Here is a 21362-nt window from a genome sequence, read left to right on the forward strand (position 1 = left end):
AATTTTAAAACTTTGGGATATAAATAAGGCATCCAATAATTGTAGCTGCAATGGCAGCAAAGAAAACAGCTCCAGCAGCCACATCTTTAATATAGCCTATTTTACTATGGAAATCGGGATGTACAAAATTGACAATTTCTTCGGCGGCTGTATTTAAGCCTTCGATACTCATTACAAGTCCTATGGCAAATATCTGAAAGATCCATTCTGTCGTAGAAATTTCAAAATAAAACCCTGCAAAGGTCATGATAATTGAAATTACGGCTTGTACTTGGATACTGGCTTCATTTCTAATGAGTTTCCATGCACCAACGATCGCATATTTACAGCCTTTTATTCGTTTTCCTAAATAGGTTTCCCACATTAACAAAGGGTTTTTAGAGCCGCGTCATAATTAGGTTCTTGTCCTATTTCCGGGACTTGTTCTGAATACAGTACTTTATTATTTTCATCTAAGACCAATACCACTCTTGAATGCAAGCCTTCAAAGCCACTAGAGGTAAGTGTGAGTCCGTAGTCTTTTCCAAAACTTCCATCTCTAAAATCACTTAGCAATACCGCATTTTCTATATTCTCTGCTGCACAAAAACGCGCTTGTGCAAACGGAAGGTCTTTCGAAATGCATAAAACTTTTGTATTCTCCAGATCGGAAGCTTCCTGATTAAACTTTCTAGCCGATTGAGCACAGACATTCGTATCGACACTAGGAAAGATATTTAAAATTTTTCTGTGACCTTCGTAATCGCTCAGTGATTTTGAAGAAAGATCTTTGGCGACCAATGTAAAATTAGGTGCTATAGTTCCTACTTGTGGGATTGTTCCTAGAGTTTCGGCAGGAGAACCGCCTAGTGTAATTTTTGCCATAATCATTTCCTGCGAAGACAGGGATCTTTTTAAATTAGTTTCAATTGTTCTACTGAAAAGTTGATTTTTCAGAAAAAATAAAGTATAAAATTAAGCATTCAGGCTGAAACCAATTCGTAAAATTTTCAGAAAAAAGAAATCCTCATCGACAGACAAGGATTTACTAAAGGTTTTGTTGTTTATTCTATGCTACTTTTTTTCAGTAAGCATTCTTATTTTTATTCTGAATGCCGCAAAGAGTAAGGTCATAAATGGACTTAACCAGTTAAATATCGCATAAAAGAAATATTCGGCGACACCTACGCCTAGCACACCACTTTGGTAAGCCCCGCAGGTATTCCATGGGATTAAAACAGAAGTTACCGTTCCACTGTCTTCCAAAGTTCTGGAAAGATTTTCTGGAGCAAGACCTCTGTCCTGATACGCCTTTTTAAACATTTTTCCTGGAATCACGATCGCGAGATACTGGTCGCTGGCAATAGTGTTTAACCCTAAACAACTGATGACGGTGCTAGCAAAAAGTCCAAAAATAGAAGTTGCCATTTTTAATAGTTCTTTAGTGATTCTTGCGAGTGCACCAATGCCATCCATGATTCCGCCAAAAACCATGGCACAGATAATTAAAAAGATAGTCCAGAGCATTCCCAGCATTCCACCTGCGGAAAATAAATCATTTAATTTTTCATTTTCAGTAACAATCGCTGTATCTGTAAAAATAGAATTCGTTATGGCTGAAAGATTGGAGGAAGCGATCTCGGCTAACACTTCAGACTGAAAAATCACAGCAACTAGTGCTGCGGAAAGGACTCCGGCAGCTAAAGCTATTAGGGGTTTAGTTTTAAACAGAATGAGAGCTATTACTATTACAGGGACGATAAAAAGCCAAGGAGTTGTATTAAAGGTTGCATTTATTGTTGTCAAGAGTCCACTAACATCTGCATCACCTGTTACATCTACGGTGGCACTAATAATTCCGAAGACAATTAGAGCAATTATAATGGTAGGCACTGTTGTATACGCCATATATTTTATGTGGGTAAAAAGATCGGTTCCAGCCATGGCAGGAGCGAGATTAGTTGTATCACTTAGAGGTGACATTTTATCTCCAAAATACGCTCCAGAAATCACGGCTCCAGCGATCATTCCTGGATTGATGCCCAAGGCAGTTCCAATTCCAACCAAAGCGATGCCTACCGTAGCAGAAGTAGTCCATGAGCTTCCAGTAGCTACCGAAATAATAGCGGCGATTATGACCGATGCTGGTAAAAATATCTCAGGGCTTAATACCTGTAACCCATAATAAACCATCGCTGGTATCACACCACTTATCAGCCACGTTCCAGCTAAGGCTCCTACAAGTAATAAAATAAGAATAGGGACAAAGACACTTTTTAGGTTTTCCCATACTTCAAACAACATGGTTTCAAGAGACACTTTATTAAAAAAGCCAACGATAGCAGCTACAAGACCGCCTAATAATAAAATATACTGATTAGAATATTCCCCCAACCATTCTCCATCCTTAAAAAAAATGTTATAAGCTAGTAAACCCATTAAAATCACCACAGGAATCAAAGCTTCCCAGATATTAAGTTCTTTATTAGCTACAATTCGTTGTTTTTCAATATCTATTTCAGAAAGGTTGTCGTTTTCTTGCATGAATGAATTTGTTTAAGAGTTGTAATGTTACGATTTTACTGAAAAGTGTGCAAATCTCATTTTTATAGCTAGCTAAATTATTATATAGGAAAACATTGATTTTTTGAGCCTCTATGATTTCATAGAGGCATTTCCAATTTAAGCTATCTAGTTTTACAATTCCTAAATCATAATTGAGCTTACCTACTTTGCTTTTTTAAAAAGGAAGTATGAAACTTTTAATTTTAATTTTTTGCTTTATTTCAACTTTGGTTTCTGCACAAGTTGGTATTGGTACAATCAATCCAGATCCTTCTACAATACTTCATATAGAATCTGACGACAAAGGAATTTTAATTCCCAATGTTTCTCTTTCGTCAATTTTAGCAACACAATTGGATGGAACCAATACCGCTGTGGAGGGGTTGTTAATTTATAATACGAATCCTTCTACAACAGGAGGAGATGGTACGGGATACTATTACTATACCTCTAGTAATAGATGGGAAAAGATTATGACTCCATCTTCTGAAATTGGGTTAGCTCCTATAGGTAGTATTATTGCTTGGCATGGTTCTTTAGCTGGGGTAGGAGCTTTGCCAGATGGGTGGCAATTATGTGATGGCTCTCTCATTACCGATTCAAATAGTCCAATAGTAAATAGTTCGACTCCAAATCTAAACGGAAACACTACATCAAATTCAGGAGATTCATCAAGTGGAAGATTTTTAAGGGGTTCAAACGTAAGTGGTCAATTTCAGAATGACCAAACTAACAATTTATTTAGAATTTTTGGTAGTGGGTTATCAAGTTCTAATAGTATTGTGACTTTAGATCAAACGGGCACAATAGGATATATCTCTACAGATAATTCGACAGGAGGGGACAGTTATGGGTTTCAATTGAGGGGAGTTGAAACGAGAGTAACCAATATGTCGGTAATCTGGATCATTAGAATAAAATAGTGATTCGTTAAAAATTAAATGATGATAAGCAAACTTCTTGTACTTTTCTTATTTGTAAATCTTTCTCATTTGTATTGTCAAGTAATTATTAATGATACATCAACAAGTGAGTCTTCAGCTTTTTCTGTTACATCAAACGATAAAGGGATTTTAATCTCAAAAGTAAGTCTGCCGTCAGTGACTACCATACAATTGGATGGAATAAATACAGCTGCCGAAGGATTACTAATTTACAATACAAATGAGTTAGTAATTGAGGGTGACGGTAAAGGATTTTATTATTTTAATACCGCTTTGGGTAAATGGGAAAAGATACTTACCCCAAAATCTACGGTTGGAGTTTTCCCAATTGGCAGTATTATTCCGTGGCATAATAGGATTGATTTTCCTACATTAACTTTATCAGAAGGATGGCAGTTATGTGATGGTTCTTTAATTAGTGATACAGACAGTCCGTTGGCTGGGCTATCTACTCCTAACTTAAATGGGAATACAACTTCTACTTCTGGTGATACTTCTAGTGGGAGATATCTAAGAGGCTCGGTTACCAGCGGTGTGTATCAATCTGACCAAACTAATAATTTATTTAGGATACTAGCTTCGGGATCTTCAGGTACCACAACAAATCTCATATTGAACCAATATGGTGGTACAGGATATCTTATTACCGATGACTGGAATGGCAATGGTTTTAGTCGAGACAGATATGGCTTCCAATTAAGAGGAGTTGAAACACGCGTGGCAAACATGAGCGTATTGTACATCATGCGCATCAAATAGCTACAAAACACCAACCGCTACCATGCAATCCCGCATCATATTGTAGGTTCTTTCAATATCAGCATCCAAGCCAATTGAGAAACGTATCAATCCGTCTGATAAGCCCATTTCCTTTTGTTCTTCTTCAGGAATTTCTGAAGAGGTAGAGCTTCCAGGAGCACTAAATAAGGTTTTGTAAAATCCTAAACTTACTGCTAGATACCCAAGATTACGTTCTTGCATTAATTCCATAAGTTCGTTGGCTTTATCGAGTGAGCCTACATCTATAGTAAGCATCCCTCCAAACCCATATTGCGGATTCATTTGTTTTTTCATCAATGTATGCCCAGGATGACTACTTAATCCAGGATAGACCGTTCGCAATCCGTCGGCTTCAAATTTTTCAGCAAGAAAGTGTGCATTTTTACTGTGCTGCTGCATTCTGATATGGAGCGTTCGTAAATTTTTTAGAATTGAAGCTGCCCGCAAACTATCCATCGAGGCTCCTAATAACATACTAGCGCCATCATTCACGTTGCGAAGTGTGTCAATGAGCTCCTGATTTCCACATACCACACCTCCCATAGTATCACTGCTCCCATTAATAAATTTGGTCAAACTGTGCATCACTACATCGGCTCCCAACTGTGCTGGAGAAATGGTCAAGGGCGAAAAAGTATTGTCAACCAGCAATTGCAAACCGTGTTTTTTGGCAATTTTTGAAAGTCCTTCGATATCAGCAATCTCTAATAACGGATTAGAAACACATTCACAAAAGATTATTTTTGTTTCAGGTGTTATGGCTGCTTCAACTACTTCCAGTTTTGTAATATCTACAAAAGAAGTTTCTATACCCATTCTTGGTGTAAAATTTTTCAGAAAAGCATAGGTTCCGCCATAAATAGTACGGCTAGAGATAATATGATCTCCAGCTTGACAAAATTGTAAAATAGTAGGAGTAATAGCTCCCATGCCACTAGCGGCGACATTGGCAGTTTCGGTCCCTTCCATAGCTGCCAGTGCTTCCCCTAAATATAAATTGGATGGAGTAGAGTGTCTAGAATACAAATAGCATCCGTCTGCATTGCCTTCAAAAGTATCAAACATGGTTTTGGCCGAAAGGAAAGTATAGGTTGAGCTATCTGAAATAGAAGGGTTTACCCCACCAAATTCTCCAAAATATTGTAAATCCTGAATACTGTTTGCGGGTTTAAATGTTGGGTTTTTTGACATTACTTCTGAAAATTTTGATTTACAATCAAAAGTAATGCTATATAGAATATTTATCAATGGATTATTAAATAATAGGATTTATTTTCGATTTATAATTTAATACATAGATTTTAAAATTGATTTCTTGCTGAAAGATGTATATATTTATGAAAATTTTTCAGAATGAAATTAGATGCAACCGATAAAAAGCTACTGGCTTTGCTTCAGCAAAACTCAAGGCGAACCAACAAAGAACTTTCTTTAAAACTCAATCTTTCAGTAACTGCGATTTTTGAGCGAATAAAAAAACTGGAACGAGTAGGTGTGATTAAGCACTATGTTGCCATCGTTGATAGACAAAAAGTCGCTCTTGATTTTATGGTGTTTTGTTATGTAAAATTAACGCAGCACTCTCAACAGCAAATTACTCAGTTTGAAGCCGAAGTTGCAAAGTTAGATGAGGTGTTAGAATGTTTTCATGTAAGTGGTGAATATGACTATGTCTTAAAGGTTGTGGTCGCAGATATGCAAAGTTTCCGTACGTTTATGGTCAACAAATTAACTTCGCTGCAGCATATAGGAAGCACACAAAGTGCTTTTACAATTAATGAGGTAAAAAACACTACTGCAATCACGATATAATGAAAAGTAAGACGTATTTACTGCTAGAGTTTTTTATATTTTTTATTCTACTGCCTGTCAGTTTAGCCATAGATTTTTTGATCTGGATTAAGGTGGGTTATATACTGGCTGCCTTTATCTATATTCTTGTGACTTTAAAAAAGTCTGAAGCTATATCCTTTCAGATAAAAAAAAATCTTAATTGGAAAACATTCTGGCGAAGAATCGCAGGAACTTTTTTATTGGTATTGATTGCGACAACGATCTATGTATATGTTGTTGCGCCAGAAAACCTGTTTTTTGTACCTCTTAACAATCCGTTGTTGTTTGTTGTCATTCTTTGTGTATATGTTGTATTTTCGGTTTGGCCTCAAGAGATTATTTACCGTACGTTCTTTTTTGAACGCTACGAATACGTATTTCAGAATAAACCATTATTAGTTTTTATCAACGCCATTGTATTTTCCTTAGCACACTTATTTTTTAAAAATACCTTGGTACTAGTGCTCACTTTTATTGGCGGATTGATGTTTGGATTTACCTATTTAAAATATCGAAGTACCACGGCTGTGACCATCGAGCATGCTCTTTACGGAAATTGGTTATTTACTGTGGGAATGGGACAAATGTTAGCGTTTCCAGGAATAGAGCCTGTATAGTTTTCTATAAAAATGTACCTTGCAGCATGCAACCTTTTTACTTTTTATAACGTCTATAAATTAAAACCTCCTATGAATAAATCCCTACTTTTCGGTATTCTTTTAGTTCTCCTTTCTTCCTGCGGAAGCGTTAAAAAATACAACGAGGCCATTTCAGAAAAACATAGTATTGCAGAGCTACATACTGATGTGGATGCAGCATACAATCAGCTTAAAAAGTACCACCCCAAACTATATCAGTACACTCCAAAAGAACAATTAGACTTTAAATTTGATAGCCTCAAGCAAGCGATTACCGCTCCAATGGCTAGCAGGGCTTTTTACGAAAAACTTGCTGCCGTTGTAACCAACGTGCATCAAGGACATATAAGTGTGAGTCCGCCCAATATTAAAAGAACCAGAAAAGAAAGAAAGGAATTTCGCGATAAGAAGCTGGCATTTAATACTATGGATTTTGAGTATTTGGATTCGAAACTTTGGGTGACAGATGCAAAAGCAGAAGATTCTGTTTTAATTGGTTCGCAGGTAGTGACCATAGAGGGAGAAACCCCTACCAATCTTATTAAAAAATACAACACCTTAATAGCAAGTGATGGTTTTAATCAAACCCTATTCGATGGTATGGTAGGCTCGAGGTTTCCGAGGTATTATTATAAAAATAAAGGTTTTGTAGATAGTTTACAGATCACGTTTAAGACTACAGATTCGGTTTTTGATAAAACATTCAGCTGGAAAAAACCAGAGAAAAAGAAGGATTCAATTTTCACTGACAGTGTAGAGAATTCTGCAGTAAAAGTAAAGAGAGTTACTGCTTCAGAAAAAAAAGAAAAACGTATCGCAGCTCGAAATAAACGAAAATATAATAATAAGTATGGATACGTGAAAAGTACCGACGAGTTTACTCGGATTTTCAATTTTATAGGTGCAGACAGTACCATTGCCTACATGAAAATACGTGGATTTTCTAACGGAAGCTATGACGAATTCTACGAAGAGAGTTTTACAACAATGGATTCTTTGGGAACCAAAAATCTAATTATTGATCTTAGGGATAATGGCGGCGGACGACTTAACGAAATTGACGAATTATATTCGTACCTCACAGATACGGAATATACGTTTATAGAAAAGAGTGAAATCAAAACAAGAGTGCCGTTTTTAAATTCTTTTCTCAGCAATACAAACCCAGATCTTTTGCGGGGAGCTGTTCTGGTGTTTTCACCAGTAATTGCTACACTCAACATTCTTAAAACAGAAAAAGAGAATGGTATACTTTACTATAAATGGAGAAACTCAAAACCACAAGAACCTAAAGAGAAAAATTACAAAGGCAACTTGTATGTATTAATTAACGGAAATTCATTTTCGGCTTCCTCGGTGTTATCTACGCATCTTAAAGCGACCAACAGAGCTACTTTTGTTGGGCAGGAAACCGGTGGAGCCTATAACGGAACAGTTGCCGGATTGTTTAGAGGATATGAGTTACCTAATAGTAAGGTCGTGATTAGAATGGGTTTAATGCAAATAGAAGCGCCCTACAAAGTCGAACCAGACGGGTTTGGAGTAACCCCCGATGTAGAAATTACTCCTACCCGAAAAGATAGAGAAGAAGGTCGTGATCCTGAGCTCCAGTATGTTTTAGATATGATAGGTGAACAGTGAATAGTATTTTTCACCAACAGCTATCATCACAAACTACGTACATATAAAATTCCAACCTATAAACTTTTAAACAACTTTACACTATCGTACCTTTGTATTTTAAAATTAAAATCTCAAAAATATGTCAAAATATGATGTAGCCGTGATTGGCTCAGGACCTGGAGGATATGTAGCCGCAATACGCTGTGCCCAATTAGGAATGAAGACAGCCATTATCGAAAAATACAGTGTGCTGGGAGGAACATGTCTTAACGTGGGATGTATTCCTAGTAAGGCATTGCTGGATTCGTCACATCATTATGAAGATGCCATCAAGCATTTTGAGGAACATGGCATTGAAATTCCTGGAGAAGTAAAGATCAATTTTAAAAAGATGATTGAGCGTAAAGCTTCTGTAGTTGATCAAACTACCAAAGGGATTGAATTTTTGATGAATAAGAATAAGATTGATGTTTTTACAGGCATGGGATCTTTTAAAGATGCAACTCATATTGATATTACTTCGGAAAGTAAAACCGAAACGATTGAAGCCACCAATACCATTATTGCTACAGGAAGCAAACCCGCTTCGCTTCCTTTTATAAAGATCGATAAAGAACGTATTATCACTTCTACTGAAGCTCTTTCGTTAACCGAAATACCTAAGCACATGATCGTGATAGGTGGAGGTGTGATAGGCCTGGAATTAGGGCAAGTATATCGTCGTTTGGGTTCTGAAGTTTCTGTAGTAGAATATATGGACCGTATCATTCCAACAATGGACAGCGCACAGAGTAAGGAGCTTACCAAAGTGATGAAGAAACAAGGTGTAAAGTTCTACTTATCACATAAAGTTTCAGCAGTTTCGAGAAAGAAGAACGAAATTACAGTAACGGCTACCGATAAAAAAGACAACGAAGTAACCTTCACGGGTGATTATTGCTTAGTTTCCGTAGGGAGAAAAGCCTATACCGAAGGTTTAAAACCTGAAAATGCAGGCGTGAAGATTACTGAAAGAGGATTGGTAGAAACTAACGAACACTTACAAACCAATGTAAAAAATATTTATGCGATTGGTGATGTGGTAAAAGGTGCGATGTTAGCTCATAAAGCTTCGGAAGAAGGATCGCTAGTTGCCGAAATTTTAGCAGGTCAAAAGCCACATATCGATTATAACCTAATTCCGGGAGTGGTGTATACGTGGCCCGAAGTGGCTTCGGTAGGTAAAACCGAGGAACAACTTAAAGAAGCTAAGTTTGAGTACAAATCGGGACAATTCCCAATGCGTGCGTTAGGAAGAAGCCGTGCGAGTGGTGATACCGACGGATTTGTAAAAATACTCTCAGATAAAACAACAGACGAGGTGCTGGGAGTTCATATGGTAGGTGCCCGTGTTGCCGACTTGATTGCAGAAGCAGTCACAGCGATGGAATTTAGAGCCAGTGCCGAAGACATCGCTCGTATGAGTCATGCGCATCCAACCTATGCTGAAGCCGTAAAAGAAGCAGCACTCGCTGCAACCGAGAACAGGGCATTGCACATTTAATTTAGTGGAATTTTCTAATACTAAAGACACCTCTTCTAAATAAGAGGAGGTGTCTTTAGTATGGATAAAATCAAGTTGAAAAAAATCTTAAAGATTAGTTTTCTTAAAACAACGATATCGTTTGTAAAAAAAATGGCATTGTCAGTTTATTATATAATGATAGCATCTTTTATATAAGAAAAAGCTATTTTTTTTAATTTCTCTTTGAATAAATAGGTTGTTCATCGATGTTTTACTGCAAATATTGTACTAAAAATGTTAAAGTTTTAATAATCGTTTATGCTATAATACATTGATAAACAATATATTATTTATGCAGAACAGCTGAAATTATGTTAAAATAAAAGTTAAAATTTTAACCATTCGTCGAAAAGACAACGATTTAAAAACGTATTATTCTTTTCTATCGTAACTTGTGATACAACTATTTACTGCAATTCCTCTACGCAGTTTTGTACAACCAAAAACACATTTTCATTATGAAAAATTTTACTTCGCGAAGCTATGTTATAACCTTAACTATTCTTCTATTTTCCCTATTTCTTGGGATGAATTCCTATGCACAAACCTATTGTACATCAAGTGGTACTGCAGGCAGTACTTTTTTTGTAGGGCAAACTTGTCTAACCTCAAATGCTCCTGATTGTGAAAATTGTTGTGCAATAGCAGGTGATTACACAGATGAGACAACTCGTATGCCAATAACAACGTTTACGCCCAATGCAGCAACGAATGATAATTTATCTGTGGGATACAATACAAATGCTGGAGGACTACAAAATTATTCTTTCGCGGTTTACATTGATTTAAATATTGATGGAGATTTTGAAGATTCTGGTGAATTAGTGAATTCAGGAACTGGAGACATAAACTTTCCCACTGGTGGGGGTGGTTCATTTGGTGCTACACCTACCATACCCGTAACCGCTACAAATGGAGTTACTCGTATGAGGTTTATCGTAAAAAACGGTAATATGGGAGTATCAGGACCTTGTGAAAATGGATTTGATGGCGAAACAGAGGACTGGCCTGTAGAAATTGCAGGCGCAGGAATGATGGGTGATACAACACCACCCACGGCAATATGTATGAATGCGACTGCGCAATTGGATTCAGCTGGAAATGTAACAATTTCACCAGACGATGTTGATAATAATTCTACAGATGATACAGGAATAACAATGAGATCTGTATCCCCGAACACATTTACCTGTGCTGATATTGGCGCAAATACAGTTACACTTACCGTAGAAGATGCTGCAGGAAATATGAGTATGTGTACAGCTACCGTTACTGTCGCAGATAATATTGATCCAACAATAACTTGTGCTGCAGACGGAACAAGAAATCCTGGTCCAGGACAAATGACGTACACTGTACAAGGAACTGAATTTGATCCTACTGCATCCAATGATAATTGTGGCTCGCCAACTCTTTCGAACGATCTTAATAACATGGCTTCACTAGCTGGAGCTACGGTCCCATTAGGAGCCAATTCAATAGTTTGGACAGTTGATGATGGTAATGGGAATGAAGTTAATTGCACTATCGTGGTCACAGTAGAGTATAATGCAAACCCAACTGTAATTGGAACAGCAGGAGATGATACAATTGTTGCTTCCATTGATGGAGGTGATACAGTGATAACTGTAAATGGTGCAGAAGTAATTCGACAACCATCTACAAGTATAGTAACATTAACTATCAATGGAGATAATGGCAACGATACGTTAACTACAGATTTCTCTGGTGGAGATTTTCCATTTCCTATCAACTATAATGGAGAAGGACAAACAGGTGCGCCAGGGGATATATTAGCTGTATTAGGGAGTGGTAGTCAAAATGCTACATTTACACCCAGTACAACCACACCAAGAGATGGGGTTATAGAAGTAAGCGGGCAACCAATTACGTTTACAGGGTTAGAACCTGTCGATATCTCGGGTATGGCTGCTGTAACTATTAATGGTACTGCAGGTATTGACGTTTATGATATTGCCAATGGTTTTGATAGTACTACAAGTAGTATCCCAGCATTGGTCGTATCGGGTACTGCAAGCGCAGTCGCTATTGAAACGGTACATCTTTGGAATAATGGCGCAGTTACAGTAAATACACAAGGAGGTGTAGATATTATTACTGTGACATCTGCAGATAATGCACATAATAATGTAAACCTAATAATAAATACATTAAATGATTTAGGAGATATTGTTGATATTAATGGAGCTATTATTGCCCCTAATTTTTTAAGTGTTGTAAGTCCATCAATTGCTATTGGTAGTGATTTAACAGCTACTGGTGATGCCATTCAAATCAATGGTAATTCGACTTTAACAGCAAATAGTACACTTACAGCACCAAACGATATAACATTCAATGGAACGATCGATGGGACTTTTAATCTTGATGTTAATGCTGGTGGACAAACAAACTTTACAGTAGATGTTGGAGCAATAACGCCTGTTCGAAGAATACGTACAGATACACCTGGAACATTGTTGATAGAAGGTTCGGTAACAACAGATGGACTTCAACGATATAATGAAATAGCTAACATTCCAAATTCTGCAGTATTGACGTCAAATGTTGCTAGCATACGATTTCTAGATGCAGTTAATGCTTCTACAGACCTAACAATTAATGCAGAAGCTTCTATCATTTTTACTCAAGGTGGTACAGTGGGAGGTAATTTAGTAACAACTTCAAATACTGGAACTACCGATCTAAGAAATATAACGATGGCTGTAACTGGAACCGCTACTTTAAATGGTGTTATTAATACACAAGCTAATGCGGTATCAACGGTTGACATTTCTGCAACTTCAGTAACAATCAATGGAACGCTAGCACCAGGAGCTTCTCCTGGGCTATTTGTGGTCACAGGTGCATTCGATATAGGGGCAGGTGACACATTAGATGTAGAAGTAGATGAATTTGATACTCCTGGTACAGATTATGATCAGGTAATAGTTACAGGTACCGTAGATGTTACAGATGCTACGTTAAACTTGATAGACAACACTGCAGCAACTGGTGTTATTGGTGATGTTATGATTTTAATCGATAATGATGCAGCAGATCCTATTGTAGGTGAATTTACTGGATTGGCAGATGGTGACGATGTAACTTTTAACGGAGAAACATGGAGAATTTTCTATAATTCTGGTGATGGAAATGATGTAGCATTAGCCTTTGTTCCGACTCCTTTAACAGAAGTATATGTGAACAACGATTTTACCCAACCAGATGGGACGTTTATAACAGATGCAGATCTTAACACACCAGGCGATCAAAATGCAGTAGTAGGTGTCAATGCATTCCTAACCATACAAGAGGGTGTAGATGAAGTTGCTTCAAATGGAAACGTAAATATTACAGATGATCTTTCAACAGATGGTCCAGGAATGTATACAGAAAATGTTGTGGTAGCTAATAGTATGACTATTCTTTCTACCGAAAATGACCCAACAGCAGTAATTGCAGATGGAGGAGCTGTAGGAAGTGTTTTTGTGACTTCTGGAGGTGCTAATACAATAACGATAGCAGGAATAACAATTCAAAATGGTGATGCTGTACAAGGAGGAGGAATAGATAATACTTCTGCTACACTTTCAGTAAATAATTCATTAATTGAAAATAATAATGCAACTAATTTTGGAGGCGGTATAAGTAATAGTGGTGGAACAATGACCATAGATGCTGCTTCTACTATTAACAATAATTCAGCTGTAAATTTAGGAGGGGGTATTGGAAACCTTGGTGGAGTATTAAATGTTTTCGGAGAAATTAGGAATAATACTGTTAATACTTCAGGTGCTGGAGTAGGTTCTCAAGGAGGAACAGTTACCCTTGATGGGGCTTCTATTACTGAAAACCAATCTGGATTTATAGGTGGTGGAATTTTTATTGCTTCTTCAATCTTTACTTCATCCAATGGAACTGTTATAAATAACAATATAGCGAACAATAGAGGTGGAGGAATTAATCTAGATGGAATGGCTACAATAACCGACACTAGTATTGATGGAAATACGGCTAGTGGACTAGCTGCTATCGAAGGTGGAGGTGGTATTTACTTAAACACTGGAGTTTCATTGACATTAGACAATACAGTGAGTATTACCAATAATATTGCAGATGGTACTTCTGGTAGTGGAGGAGGAATATTTATAAATACTGGAGCGTCTTTAACAGCAACAGGAACTACAATCACTGGTAACAGAGCGAATAGAGCAGGTGGAGGTATTGAAGATAACTCAGGCGCAGGTCTAGGGCTTACGCTTACTAATGTAATTTTAGACAATAATAATGCTGGATTAGCTCCTGCTATTGCCAATCCTGGTAACGGTGGTGGTGTTCATATCACAGGTGCTGGAGATAGTATAATTACGGGCGGAACTGTTATGGGAAATACTGCTGCTCAAGAAGGAGGAGGACTCTGGAATGGAACAGGTACTATGAATATTACCAATGGAACTTCAATTACTGGAAACATTGCCAACTCTGGAAATAATGTAGGAAATGACCAAGGTGGTGGAGGTATTTTTAACGCAGGAGGAACAGTCAATATAGATGTTGCAAATATTATAGATAATGAAGCTCTTATGAACCTCGGAAACGGTGGTGGTATAATGACCGATGGAGGGACTGTTACCATAACAGGTGGAAACATTTCAACAAATGAATCGGCTCGTGCTGGTGGCGGAATTGAAAACTTCAATGGAACTGTTACGTTGACTAACGTAACTGTTGGTGGGGGAACTCCTGCTGAAGCAAATACTGCTGGCATTAACGGAGGTGGTCTTCATGTGAGTGGAACAGGAACAACCAATGTTACAGGAGGAACTTTTCAGAATAACATAGCACAGCAAGAAGGTGGCGGACTTTGGAATGGTACTGGAACAATGACTGTAAATGGAACTACGGTCGATTCTAATGTTGCCAATGCTGGTAACAACGTAGGAAATGATCAAGGTGGTGGAGGTATTTTTAATGCTGGTGGAAAATTAGATATAGACAGCGCAATTATTACAAATAACGATGCCTTACTAAACCTCGGAAACGGTGGTGGTGTCATGACCGATGGGGGTACTGTTACTATTGACGGCGGAAACATTTCAACAAATGAATCGGCTCGTGCTGGTGGTGGAATTGAAAACTTCAATGGAACTGTTACGTTGACTAACGTAACTGTTGGTGGAGTAACTCCTGTTGAAGCAAATACTGCTGGCATCAATGGGGGTGGTCTTCATGTGAGTGGAACAGGAACAACCAATGTTACAGGAGGAACTTTTCAGAATAACATCGCGAACCAAGAAGGTGGTGGATTATGGAATGGCGGAGTTGGTGCTGTAATGACTATAGATGGTACTTCAATTACTGAAAATTCAGCCAATGGAGCTTTAGCTGACCAAGGTGGTGGGGGTGTTTTTAATAATGGAGGGACGCTAAATGTTTTAGACGGAACCATTATTGACAACAATACTGCAATAGGGGCACTAGGTTCTGGTGGAGGTGTTATGAGTATTAGTGGTGATGTTACTATAAGTGGTACGACAACTCAAATAAATAATAATGTTGCTAACAGAGCTGGGGGAGGTATTGAGATCATAGATGGTATGTTAACAACCAATGATATTACTTTAAACTTAAACAATGCTGGTGTGGTTGGACCTGGCGGTGCTACAGTTGCTGCTCCAGGAAATGGAGGAGGACTGCATGTAAGTGGTGCGGCAACAATCCAGATCAATGGAGGTAATGTTGAAGATAATATTGCAGCCAGTGAAGGTGGAGGTCTTTGGAATCAGGTAGGAACTACCATGGTTTTGGATAATCCAAATATTAACCGAAATACTGCTAGTGGTGCTTCAGCAACTGAAGGTGGTGGAGGTGTCTTTAATAATGGCGGAAACCTTACGATAATAAATACAGTCATTGACGGCAACACTGCTGATGGTCTGCTAGGTTCAGGTGGGGGTATATTTAATGACCTTGGAGGTGTATTAACACTAACGGATGTAACCCTACAAAACAACACGGCAAATAGAGCAGGAGGAGGGATTGAACTCAATACTAATCCTACCGATAGTTTTACGTTTAATAATTTGACTTTAGATACTAATACTGCAACCGGTGCAGGAGTGGCTCCAGGAAATGGAGGTGGATTACATGTCTCGGGTACTGGAACAGTGCTGTTAAACTCAAGTATTGTAATAAATAATACTGCTGTTGAAGGTGGTGGTCTTTGGAATGGAACAGGAATAATGACTTTAGATAATTCTGCAATTGGAGTTGATACCATCGGTGGAGGTGGTAGTGCAGCGCCTAATGAAGCAACAGGAGATGATGCAACTGATGGCGGTGGAGGTATCTTTAATAATGGAGGAACACTAACCGTTCAAAATGGATCTGGTATTCGTTTTAATACAGCCACAGGAATTGCTGGTTCTGGAGGAGGTATTCTAACTAATGGTGGTATACTTACCGTTACGAATTCTGTAATTGCAGATAATGAATCAAACAGAGCAGGTGGAGGAATTGAATATTCTGGAGGAGCTTTGACACTAACCAATGTTCAATTAAACAGAAATAGAACAGGCGTAACTCCAGGCCCTGGAGCTCCAGGAAATGGAGGAGGACTTCACGTAACAGGTAATTTTGATGTTATTATTGATGGACTTCAAGTGCGTAATAATTTTGCTAATAATGAAGGTGGAGGTCTATGGAACGGAAGCGGATTAATGACAATTACAGATACAGAAATACGAAATAACACAGCAGAGTCGAATGTTACAACCAATTCTGGTGGAGGAGGAATCTTTAATCAAGGAGGAACAGTTACTACTGACGTTGATACGCGCATTTTATTCAATGAAGCTTCTGGGGCTGCTGGAAGTTCAGGTGGAGGTGTACTCAATGCCAATGGTACTTTTACTGCAACAGGAACAATAATGCGTCAGAATAATGCAAACCGTGCAGGTGGAGGTGTCGAGGTAAATGGTGCTGCAGCTATGACAACTTTAGATGGAGTTACTCTTAATAGAAATAATGCTACTTCAAGTCCAGGAAATGGAGGAGGACTTCATATATCAGGAGTGTCAAATAGTTCGATACTTAACAGTACTGTCTTTATGAATTCGGCCAACAATGAAGGTGGTGGTTTATGGAATGGTACGGGTGTAATGACAATCACGGGAACTACGATTGATAGCAATGAGGCAGAGTCAAATGTAACTGCGAACAGTGGTGGTGGAGGTATTTTTAACGCTGGAGGAACTATTAATTTGGATTCGACCACAAGTATTATAAATAATGTAGCTACTACAGGTTCAGGTTCTGGTGGTGGTGTATTTAACGCTGGCGGTATTTTTACGGCTACAGGGACTACCATTACTGGCAATGATGCGAACCGTGCAGGTGGTGGTATTGAAGTAAGTGGCGCTGCAACAACTAGTTTGACAGATGTAACTTTAGATGATAATGAAGCGTTGGGTGCTCCAGGTAATGGAGGTGGAATGCACATTACGGGTGCTTCGGACAGTAGTGTAACTGGCGGAACAGTAAATAATAATATAGCAGCCAACGAGGGTGGTGGATTATGGAATGGAACAGGCGTAATGACCTTAAGTGGAGTAAGTATTACAAATAATATTGCCAACAGTGGTACAACTGGTGGTGGAGGAATTTTTAACAATGGTGGTACTGTAGATGTAGATGTTGCTACAGACGTTACAAATAACGTTGCCGATGGAGTTACTCCTGGAGGTCGCGGAGGTGGATATTTTAATAATACAGGTGGAACGCTAAATATTGCATCTGGATCTACCATTACGATGAACTATGCTTCTAGAGCTGGTGGCGGTATTGAGGATGCTAGTGGTAATACTCTAGTGTTAGATAATGTAATGATTACTGAAAATGGAGCGGGGGTTAATCCTGGTTTCTTTGGTGGTGTAGTTACAGCAAATCCAGGAAATGGAGGTGGCGTACATTTATCAGCTGGGACAGATGCTACTATTACAGGGAGTGTTTTTGAGAATAACTTGGCAGCCAGTCAAGGAGGTGGTTTATGGACAGATGGAGGTACTAATGCTACGATAAGCACTACGATGTTTACGGCAAATATTGCTAGTGGGCCGGGTGCTGCTGAAGGTGGAGGAGGACTCTACAATGCTGGAGGTGTTGTTACTTTGGATCCAGGTAATGAGTTTGAGAATAATTTAGCCGATGGAGCTGCCGGTTCTGGAGGAGGTATTTTTAATGCAGGTGGTAATATGAGTATTGATGCTAATATTATCCGATTAAATAGAGCGAACCGTGCTGGAGGAGGAATAGAGAATGTGGATGGTAATTTAACTATTACTGGCACGACATTAAATCAGAATAATGCTGGAGTAGCTCCTGCTACTGCTAATCCTGGTAACGGTGGAGGTCTTCATATAGGAGGTGCTTCTGTTGTATCTGTTAGCGGAGGTACAGTTGCAAATAATGTAGCTGCGAGTGAAGGTGGTGGATTATGGAATAGTAGCACAGGAACGCTCGATGTGACCACGCAGATTATAAGTAATACAGCCAGTGGAGCTACAGCTACTGAAGGTGGTGGAGGTATCTATAATGACGGCGGTACACTAACATTAAATACAGGGACTTTAGTACAGCTTAATGTAGCCGATGGAACTGCAGGTTCTGGAGGGGGTATTTTAAGTGTTGATGGCGATGTGAACATCACAGGTACTAATTTAAGCTCCAATGAAGCTAATAGAGCTGGAGGAGCGATAGAGTTAGTAGAGGGAACTTTAACAATGTTAAATTCGCCTATGATAAGTAATGTTGCTGGAGCTGTCACAGGTCCTGGGGCACCGGGTAATGGAGGTGGACTTCACATAACGGGCGCTGCCAACAGTAGTATTACCGGTGGTATAGTAACTACAAATACAGCAGCCAGCGAGGGTGGTGGATTGTGGAATGGTACAGGTTCAATGAGTGTAAGTGGAACTACCATTACTTTAAATGTTGCTAGTGGCGATGATCCGACTAATGGTGGAGGAGGTATCTTCAACAATGGTGGTACGTTAGATGTGCTTGCTGGCACTACAATAGATAACAATACAGCTGATGGAAGTGCAGGATCTGGAGGAGGTGTCTTCTCTACCGATGGTACTGTGACTATAACAGGAGCTAGTATATCTAGCAATACGGCCAATAGAGCTGGTGGTGGAGTAGAAGTGATCGATGGTACATTTACGTTGAACACAACTAATTTAGATAATAATATCGCTACAGGAGCGGGAGCCGTGCCAGGAAATGGTGGTGGACTCCATGTAAGTGGTGATGCTGATATTAATGTAAGCGGCGGAACGGTCGATAGTAACTTAGCGGCCTCAGAGGGAGGAGGTCTTTGGAATGGAGATGGTCTTATGAGTATTGATGGGACACCTATTACTAATAATATAGCTAGTGGAGATGATCCTACTAATGGTGGAGGGGGAATCTTCAATAATGGAGGCGATCTTAGCATTAGTGCAGGCACTACCATAGATAGCAATATAGCCGATGGAGCTGCAGGTTCTGGAGGAGGTATCTTTAGTGTTGATGGAGATTTAGATCTTACAGGAGTTATTATAACTAATAATAGGGCTAATCGAGCTGGTGGAGGAATAGAAGTTCAGGAAGGTTCAGTGAACCTTACAGATACGACTTTAGACAATAACAATGCGGGTGTTGCACCTGCGGTGGCTGCTCCGGGTAATGGAGGAGGATTGCATGTAAGTGATGATGCCGATGTTACTATAACGGGCGGAAGCGTAAATAATAATGTCGCTGCTTTAGAGGGTGGAGGCCTTTGGAATGGAGATGGCACAATGACAACCGATGGTGCTACTATTGATGGTAACACTGCTAGCGGCCCTGGTGCCACTGAAGGTGGTGGAGGTATTTTCAATGCTGGAGGAACCTTAAGTGTGACAAACGGTACTACGATCTCAAACAATGTGGCCGATGGTGCTGCAGGATCAGGAGGGGGAATCTTGAATGATCTGGGAGACTTAAGCGTAAGTGATAGTGAGATCAGTGGAAACAGCTCTAACAGAGCTGGTGGAGGGATCGAGGATAACTCAGTCTCAGGGAATACGACAAGCTTGAGCAATGTAGATTTACTTAACAATGTAACAGCAGCAGCACCAGGTAATGGAGGAGGAATGCATATTACAGGTCCTGGAAATAGTGTGATTACTGGCGGAAACATCTCAGGTAACACAGCTGCTTTAGAAGGTGGCGGATTATGGAATGGATCTGGAGCTATGAGTGTAAGTGGAACGACCATTGATGGCAATACGGCAAGTGGACCGGGTGCTACTGAAGGTGGAGGAGGTATTTTCAATAATGGTGGAGACCTCTCTGTGGCTAATGTAACAATCAGTAACAATATAGCCAATGGAGCTTCAGGTTCTGGAGGGGCTATCTTAAATGATCAAGGAACCCTCGTAGTAAGTAATAGTACGATTAGTGGAAACAGTTCTAATAGAGCTGGTGGAGGAATTGAGGATAATGCTGCTACATCGACTACGATTATTACAGATACCGATATTATAAACAATAGCACGGCTGCTGCTCCAGGTAATGGGGGAGGAGTGCATATTTCTGGAGGAAGTGACATGAATATTACTGGCGGAAACGTCTCAGGTAATACGGCATCCTTAGAAGGTGGTGGACTATGGAACGGATCGGGGGTTATGAATGTTGATGGAACAACTATCGATGGCAATACGGCCAGTGGAGCTGGTGCTGCTGAAGGTGGTGGAGGTATCTTTAACGCTGGAGGTGCTTTGAGTGTAGTAAATGCAACGATCACCAATAATATCGCTGATGGGGCTTCAGGTTCTGGAGGAGGTATCTTAAATGATCAGGGAACCTTAACGGTAAGTGCAACAAGCCTATCGGGCAATAGCGCTAGTAGAGCTGGTGGTGGAATTGAAGATAATTCTGTTGCAGGTAATACCTTACTATTGACCAATGTCGATATGGATGGGAATACAGCTTCAGCTGCTCCAGGAAATGGAGGAGGACTTCATATAACGGGTGCTGGTGATAGTGTTATCACGGGCGGAAACGTAACCAACAATATAGCTGCCGCTGAAGGTGGTGGACTATGGAATGGTACGGGAAGCATGAGTGTAACAGGAACATCTATAATGGACAATACTGCTAGTGGCGCCGATGCGACACAAGGGGGTGGAGGTATTTTCAACGCAGGAGGAACTCTTACTGTCACAGGAGCCGATATCTCAGACAACGTAGCCGATGGTGCTGCAGGTTCTGGTGGAGGTATTTTCAATGACGGAGGAACTCTTACGGTTACCGATAGTGATATTGACGAGAATACTGCCAACAGAGCAGGAGGTGGTATTGAGCAAAACTCAGGTACTACGGCTGGACTCTTAGTGATTGACAATGTAA

11 protein-coding genes are annotated in these 21362 nt (G+C 39.4%); 7 read left to right on the forward strand and 4 right to left on the reverse strand.

The genetic code is table 11. The features are described 5' to 3' along the window. Nucleotides 1-4: 4 nt before the first annotated feature. The 3 genes from ACFQO1_RS12240 to nhaC form a co-directional block, all read right to left on the reverse strand. A complete protein-coding gene (locus tag ACFQO1_RS12240; protein WP_380218432.1) occupies nucleotides 5-364 on the reverse strand; it encodes a diacylglycerol kinase in 360 nt (119 codons plus the stop codon). Beyond that, entirely contained in the window at nucleotides 364-864 is a 501-nt protein-coding gene (gene tpx / locus ACFQO1_RS12245; RefSeq protein WP_380218433.1) for a thiol peroxidase, read from the reverse strand. The genes ACFQO1_RS12240 and tpx overlap by 1 nt, the downstream gene beginning before the upstream one ends. Nucleotides 865-1053: 189 nt before the next feature. Next, a complete protein-coding gene (nhaC, locus tag ACFQO1_RS12250) occupies nucleotides 1054-2523 on the reverse strand; it encodes a Na+/H+ antiporter NhaC (protein WP_380218434.1) in 1470 nt (489 codons plus the stop codon). Nucleotides 2524-2732: 209 nt separating this feature from the next. On the opposite strand from nhaC, the gene ACFQO1_RS12255 reads away from it, so the two are divergent. Together ACFQO1_RS12255 and ACFQO1_RS12260 are read left to right on the forward strand one after the other, a co-directional pair. Further along, a complete protein-coding gene (locus ACFQO1_RS12255) occupies nucleotides 2733-3467 on the forward strand; it encodes a hypothetical protein (RefSeq protein WP_380218435.1) in 735 nt (244 codons plus the stop codon). Between the two features lie 18 nt (nucleotides 3468-3485). Continuing rightward, nucleotides 3486-4247: a hypothetical protein gene (locus ACFQO1_RS12260; RefSeq protein WP_380218436.1), complete on the forward strand. Its 762-nt coding sequence runs from the start codon at nucleotides 3486-3488 to the stop codon at nucleotides 4245-4247. Here the strand turns inward: ACFQO1_RS12260 and ACFQO1_RS12265 are convergent, their stop codons facing one another. Further along, complete coding sequence (locus ACFQO1_RS12265; RefSeq protein ID WP_380218437.1) at nucleotides 4248-5459, reverse strand: aminotransferase class I/II-fold pyridoxal phosphate-dependent enzyme; 1212 nt, start codon at nucleotides 5457-5459, stop codon at nucleotides 4248-4250. Between the two features lie 162 nt (nucleotides 5460-5621). On the opposite strand from ACFQO1_RS12265, the gene ACFQO1_RS12270 reads away from it, so the two are divergent. The 5 genes from ACFQO1_RS12270 to ACFQO1_RS12290 form a co-directional block, all read left to right on the forward strand. Beyond that, complete coding sequence (locus ACFQO1_RS12270) at nucleotides 5622-6080, forward strand: Lrp/AsnC family transcriptional regulator (protein WP_380218438.1); 459 nt, start codon at nucleotides 5622-5624, stop codon at nucleotides 6078-6080. After that, nucleotides 6080-6718: a CPBP family intramembrane glutamic endopeptidase gene (locus ACFQO1_RS12275; protein ID WP_380218439.1), complete on the forward strand. Its 639-nt coding sequence runs from the start codon at nucleotides 6080-6082 to the stop codon at nucleotides 6716-6718. Before ACFQO1_RS12270 ends, ACFQO1_RS12275 begins: the two co-directional genes overlap by 1 nt. A 72-nt stretch (nucleotides 6719-6790) precedes the next feature. Continuing rightward, complete coding sequence (locus tag ACFQO1_RS12280; protein WP_380218440.1) at nucleotides 6791-8380, forward strand: S41 family peptidase; 1590 nt, start codon at nucleotides 6791-6793, stop codon at nucleotides 8378-8380. A 121-nt stretch (nucleotides 8381-8501) separates the two neighbouring features. Continuing rightward, entirely contained in the window at nucleotides 8502-9905 is a 1404-nt protein-coding gene (lpdA, locus tag ACFQO1_RS12285; RefSeq protein WP_380218441.1) for a dihydrolipoyl dehydrogenase, read from the forward strand. A 479-nt stretch (nucleotides 9906-10384) separates the two neighbouring features. After that, a partial coding sequence (locus ACFQO1_RS12290; protein ID WP_380218442.1) for a GEVED domain-containing protein occupies nucleotides 10385-21362 on the forward strand: 10978 nt, incomplete at its 3' end.

This window comes from Jejudonia soesokkakensis, from assembly GCF_042664795.1.
Taxonomy (GTDB): Bacteria; Bacteroidota; Bacteroidia; order Flavobacteriales; family Flavobacteriaceae; genus Jejudonia; species Jejudonia soesokkakensis.